Origin of the sequence: Mesorhizobium sp. M7A.F.Ca.CA.002.05.1.1, from assembly GCF_003998335.1 — a bacterium.
Taxonomy (GTDB): domain Bacteria; phylum Pseudomonadota; class Alphaproteobacteria; order Rhizobiales; family Rhizobiaceae; genus Mesorhizobium.
Window position 1 is genome coordinate 1 of sequence record NZ_RZQI01000470.1, and the last position, 4,600, is coordinate 4,600.

5 protein-coding genes are annotated in these 4,600 nt (G+C 62.2%); all 5 read left to right on the forward strand.

Features of this window, described 5'->3' with window-relative positions:
* Nucleotides 1-623: TIGR04290 family methyltransferase (locus EN939_RS21735; RefSeq protein ID WP_127269610.1), on the forward strand; the 623-nt coding region annotated here is incomplete at its 5' end.
* Entirely contained in the window at nucleotides 616-1,548 is a 933-nt protein-coding gene (locus tag EN939_RS21740; RefSeq protein ID WP_127269611.1) for a beta-xylosidase, read from the forward strand. The genes EN939_RS21735 and EN939_RS21740, both read left to right, overlap by 8 nt.
* A 6-nt stretch (nucleotides 1,549-1,554) precedes the next feature.
* The gene (locus tag EN939_RS21745; RefSeq protein ID WP_127269612.1) at nucleotides 1,555-2,703 is read left to right on the forward strand and encodes a glycosyltransferase; all 1,149 of its coding nucleotides are present in this window, start codon (nucleotides 1,555-1,557) and stop codon (nucleotides 2,701-2,703) included.
* An 8-nt stretch (nucleotides 2,704-2,711) separates the two neighbouring features.
* A complete protein-coding gene (locus EN939_RS21750; protein WP_128306976.1) occupies nucleotides 2,712-3,686 on the forward strand; it encodes a GNAT family N-acetyltransferase in 975 nt (324 codons plus the stop codon).
* 3 nt (nucleotides 3,687-3,689) lie between these two features.
* Nucleotides 3,690-4,600, forward strand: a 911-nt coding sequence (locus EN939_RS21755) for a class I SAM-dependent methyltransferase (protein WP_127270587.1), incomplete at its 3' end; no start/stop codon positions are given.

Sequence of the window (4,600 nt, forward strand, 5' to 3'; positions counted from 1 at the left end):
CCGAGCCCTTTCCCGCCGATCTGACAGGCAAGACGGTGTTGGATATTGGTTGCAATGCCGGTTTCTATTCCATCGAGATGAAACGGCGAGGTGCTGCCCGTGTCCTCGGCATCGATTTCGATGAGGCCTATCTGGCGCAGGCCCGCTTTGCCGCCGAGATCGCCGATTGCGAGATCGAATTCCAGAAACTTTCGGTCTACGACGTCGGCGCCCTGAGTGAAACGTTCGATGTCGTGCTGTTCATGGGGGTGCTTTATCACCTGCGCCACCCCTTGCTCGCGCTCGACCTTATCCGTGAGCACGTCGCCGGTGACCTGATGATCTTCCAGTCCATGCAGCGCGGCAGCACAGATCTGCCCGAGATGGAAGAGAACTATCATTTCTGGACGCATGACCTGTTCGACCGGCCGGAATTTCCCAAGCTCCATTTCATCGAGCACCGCTATGCCGATGACCCGACCAACTGGTGGATACCCAACCGCGCCTGCACCGAAGCGATGCTGCGCAGCGCCGGTTTCGAGATCGTTCTGCACCCCGAACAGGAGGTCTATTTCTGCCGCGCCGCCGGCGACGCGGCCAGTGGGGGTCCCGTCTACCCCTCGAAAGGACAGCGCCATGATTGAAGCCGCGATGATCTGGAACGAGCCCAATAACAAATCGCATTGGGATCCCGAGCTCGACCCCGATTGGAGCCGCTTCGCCGGGATGGCAATCCTGGCGGCGGACGCAATCGCATCTGAAAACCCGGCTTTGACCAAAGTGCTCGGTGGCATCTCGCCAATAGATCCGGGGTTCATCACCCGCATGAAGGAATTCGGCGTGCTGGATCATGTCGATGCCGTCGCCGTGCACGGCTTTCCCCTCGACTGGAATCTGTGGCAGATCCAGGAATGGCCGCAGAAGATCGGCGAGATCGCGACCGTCACCGATCTTCCCATCTGGGTCAGCGAAGTCGGCGTATCGACCTTCGGCGCCGAGGAAATCCAAGTCTGGGGGCTCAAGCGCACAGCTGAATTGCTGCTCGGCAATGCGCCACGCATCCAGTGGTACAGCCTCTACGATCTTCCGCGTGAATGGGAAGCAACGACGCGTCACCGCGAAGCCGAGGGCTCCTCTTACTATCGTCATTTCCATATGGGGCTGCTACGCCAGGACGGCACGCCAAAGCCCGCGCTGGAGGAATTCCTGCGCCATACACCCGCAATGGGCCTGGTGCAGTGGTTTCATTTCGAAGACCCGCGGCTGGACGATGCCGTCGCCTGGATGAAGCGGCTGGGTGTCACCAATATGCGTACCGGGCTTTCCTGGGCGGACAGTTTTCGGCCGAATGCGCTGGACTGGTTCGACCGGCAGATGGAAGCACTCGCCGATTTCGATGTGACGGTCACCTTCTGCTTCACACCTCAGCACCGCGGAATGATGCCCCACCACACCAGCCCGCCCCTGGTGCCGGAGGAGTTCGCTGAATTCTGTTCAACCATGATCCGCCGCTATGCGCCTGGCATGACATCCGCCTCGCTCCCCACGCAGCGGGCCTCGGCCGCGTGAAATGTCATGCTGCCCATGCATCAGATGCAGGACTTCGCGACGCCGTTGACAGGTGGAGATACGGCGCAGGGCAACGAGACGCGCCCAGGCGAGACACTCACCGTCCTCAATGTCGCCTACCCTCTCGCGCCCGTCGGCCCCGACGCTGTCGGCGGTGCCGAACAGGTTCTGTCGATGCTCGATCGGGCACTGGTTCAGGCCGGTCATCGATCTATCGTCATTGGCTGCCGAGGCTCCAGAACGAGCGGCACGCTTGTGGAAATACCGGCCGAAAACGGCGTACTCGACGAGGCGGCGAAGAGCCGCGCGCAACAGGCCCATCGCGAGGCGATCGCGGCTGCCCGTGCCCGATGGCCCATCGACGTGGTTCATCTGCACGGCATAGATTTCGACGCTTATCTGCCCGACGATGGTCCGACCTTGGTGACCCTCCACCTGCCATTGGATTGGTATCCGGCCGCGGCATTGCGCCCCACGCGCGGTGATCTCTGGCTCCATGCGGTCTCGCCCACCCAGCAGAAAACCGCGCCATCAGACGCCCGGCTGACGGCGCCGATTCCGAACGGCGTTGACATCGAAGCACTGACCCTGCTGCAGTCGAAGCGCGGCTTTGCCCTTGTTCTAAGCCGGGTTTGTCCGGAAAAGGGCGTCCACCTGGCGCTCGACGCAGCCAAACAGGCAGATGTGCCGCTGGTCATCGGCGGCAAGGTCTATCCCTATGAAACGCATACGCGGTACTTTCGCGATGAGGTCCAACCTCGCCTCGATGGCCGCCGCCGCTTCCTTGGCCCTCTCGGCTTCACCGCCAAGCGACGCATTCTCAATGCGGCGCGCTGTCTGGTCATTCCGAGTCTCGCAGCCGAGACCAGCTCGCTTGTGGCCATGGAGGCCCTCGCCTGCGGTACCCCGGTGGTCGCCTTTCCAAATGGTGCGCTTCCCGATGTCATAGAGCACGGCAGGACGGGCTTTCTCGTCGATACGGTCGACGAGATGGCCCAAGCCATTCTTGCGGCGCCCAGCTTGGATGCCGAGACATGCAGGGCCGAAGCGCGACGGCGGTTTTCGCTGGAACGCATGATCTCGTCTTACATGGACGCCTATCAAGCGCTGGCACGGCTTGGCACTGGTCGCCGGCGCTTCGCGGCGACGCCGTGAGCTAAACTGTGCTGCGCAGCGAAATCATCGGTGACCTCACACAATTGGACGCCTTGACGCCGCACTGGTGGAAACTGTGGCAGCAGAGTCCCTCGGCGACTCCGTTTCAATCTCCCGCCTGGCTGGTGCCGTGGTGGCACGCATTCGCACCTGGTGAACTGGCGACGGTCGCGGTCTGGCGTGGCGACGATCTGGTCGGGCTGGCGCCATTCTACCTTGAGCATGGGATATCCGGTTCGAAGCTGCTTCCGGTCGGCATTTCGCTCAGCGATTATCTGGACATTCTGGCTGTCCCTGGGAGCGAAGCCGAGGTCGTCGACATTGTCGCCGAGTCGATCCTCTCGATCGGGTGGGCGCAATGGATCTTGTCGGACTTGCCGCAGGACAGCCTCTCCCTTGCGATGACGCATCCCGAGATGGATTGGCCGACCGCCCATGCCGCCTGCCCCGTGCTCGCCCTCGCCGGCGACGAAACGCTTGCAGGCTGCGTCCCCGCAAGACGCAGACGCCAGTTGCGTCGGGCGCGTCAAGCCGCATCAAGATGCGGCCGGATCGCGCTGTTGTCGGCAAGCGGCAGTCCGCAAACTTTCCTCGATCAATTGATCCGCCTGCACAATATGCGCTGGGCCGAACAAGGAGGCGGTGTGTTGGCCAACGCCGCCGTCGAGCAATTCCATCGGCTCTCACTTCCCTTGCTCGACGCTCACGGTCTGGTGCGATGCTGGCTGTTCGCGATCGATGGCGGAACCGTCGGCGCCTATTACGGATTTCACCACCGCGGCCGTGCCTATGCTTATCTCGGTGGCTTCGACCCTGCTTATGCCGAGGAGAGTCCAGGTGCGATCCTGATTGGCCACGCAATCGCGGAAGCGATCCGCGAAGATGCGCGCGAGTTCGATTTTCTGCGCGGCCAGGAGGCCTATAAATATGGCTGGGGCGCCGTCGACAGGTGGACGATGCGCAGGGTCTGGACGCGGAGTTGATGCATGAGTGTAACCGCACCGAAAGCCGCCCGGCGCACGACATCGGTCAGGCTGGCGGTTGAAGACTGCATGGCCGATGGCATTTGCGCCGAAGGTGTTCTCGTCAGGCTGGCGCTCCACCTGCCGCCCACAATTGGAGCGGCGGAATTGGCGGAGGTCGTGCTGAAGGTCCAGCCGGCGGATGCCGGCGACGCAGCAAGGCTGCGAAAGGTCGCCGGACTGCTGCGCTGCAAACCAGACGTCTTCGCCATGTTGCGGGCAACGGGTGGCGCCGTTCGGCATGAGCGCGATGAGGGCGAGACGAATGTCGCTGTCGTCATGCGGCTGGCCTCCAGCTTCGATGCCGCGGCAGCGATTTCGGGAGCCGCGAGTGTCCAACTGGCATCCCTCGGCGATGAGGCAAGGCTCACAGTCACGACCAACGAAATCGTCGCATGGCTGGAGGCGCGAGAATTCACCGGAAGGGAACGGAGCATTCTCGACATCGGTTGCGGCATCGGCCGTTTCGAGCGCGCGCTGTGCAAATCCTTCAAGTGGATGGTCGGCATCGACATATCGCCGCGGATGATCTCCATCGCCTCCGAGCAATGCGCCGCACTCGGCAATGTCGAGTTGCGACAAACCTCCGGTCTCGATCTGTCCGAATTCGCCGACGCCAGTTTCGATTGCGTGCTGGCGGTGGACAGCTTTCCCTATCTGGTTCTGGCCGGCATGGCTGATCGGCATTTCGACGAAATTGCGCGCGTTCTGAAACGGCCGGGCTGGCTCGCCTTGCTGAACTATTCCTATCGCGGATCACTTCTCTCAGACCGCGATGATATCGGCCGTCTGGCGCAAGCTCATCAATTGCGGGTCCTCATCGACGGCGAGAAGCCGTTTCGGTCGTGGGATGGCGACGCCTTTCTGCTCGCTGG